Raw genomic sequence first — 900 nt, 5'->3', positions numbered from 1 at the left:
AGCGACTACGACCACGGCGAAAGCCTCGAATGCCTCGCCTGCGGCGCCGTTTACGCGGCTACGGGAGAGAGAGGATACGTTCTGACCGAGGACGATGCTCGCTGCGCCTCCTGCGCCAGCGTGATGACGCACTGGCCGCAGCGGGTTGGGTTTGAGATGATCGAGACCGCTTCCGAGGCTCGGGGATAAGTGTCCGACAAATTATTCATCGATCTTCTGCCCCTGAAGACTGCCTCCGTCCCTGTGAAGAGTGCGGTCCACGGACGATAATTCCAGTCGATAAGTCTGCCGCGGCTGTTCTTCAGCATCTTGCATTTAGGATTATTTAATCAGTGTAACTTGTATATCGCCTCATGGACGCCGGCAGCAACACAAAGTCTGAGCGGTCGGGTGGCCATTTTGATCGTGGCGAAGAACGCCGTGATACGAACTGGATCGCGCTGATCCGGCTCCCCGATGGCACCGAGATCCCGACGACCGTCAGGGGCATATCCGCTTCCGGTGCGCGCTTGGCGGTGCCAATTTCCTACGTCCTGCCCAAGAGCTTCATGTTCAAGGTGATCGGGCGCGACTTCATCTGCGCGGTTCAGCTGGTGTGGCGTCGGGGTGATTATGCGGGCGTTCGCATCGAGCGGGTCGGCAAGGTACCCTCGATGCAAGCGAGAAGACCGGCCGAAAGCCTCGACCCGGGCACGACGCTGCGTGCCCGTCGCAGCCGCTTCTCGGAGATCTGAGCCGGAGAGACATCGTGTTGGGCCGGAGCGCCAATCCGACCGGCGCCCTCGGCGAGCATCGAGGTAGCCGTGCTCAGCGCGACTGCGCCGGTGAGGCCGCACCGAGGCTACGGGGGGAGTAAGCCCCGGTGCTGCTCTTCCGGCGCTCGACCCCCGGCCGATCGCT

Annotated in this window: 2 protein-coding genes; both read left to right on the top strand. The window is 62.3% G+C overall.

What is annotated here, in order from left to right:
• Nucleotides 1-189, top strand: a 189-nt coding sequence (locus tag MFF58_RS31820; RefSeq protein ID WP_238294319.1) for a hypothetical protein, incomplete at its 5' end; no start/stop codon positions are given.
• A 164-nt stretch (nucleotides 190-353) separates the two neighbouring features.
• On the top strand, nucleotides 354-734 hold the full coding sequence (locus tag MFF58_RS31815; RefSeq protein ID WP_238294318.1) for a PilZ domain-containing protein: 381 nt from the start codon (nucleotides 354-356) through the stop codon (nucleotides 732-734).
• Nucleotides 735-900 lie beyond the last annotated feature (166 nt).

It is taken from the genome of Methylobacterium longum (assembly GCF_022179385.1).
Classification (GTDB): domain Bacteria; phylum Pseudomonadota; class Alphaproteobacteria; order Rhizobiales; family Beijerinckiaceae; genus Methylobacterium; species Methylobacterium longum.
This window is presented reverse-complemented; position numbering and strand designations above follow the sequence as displayed.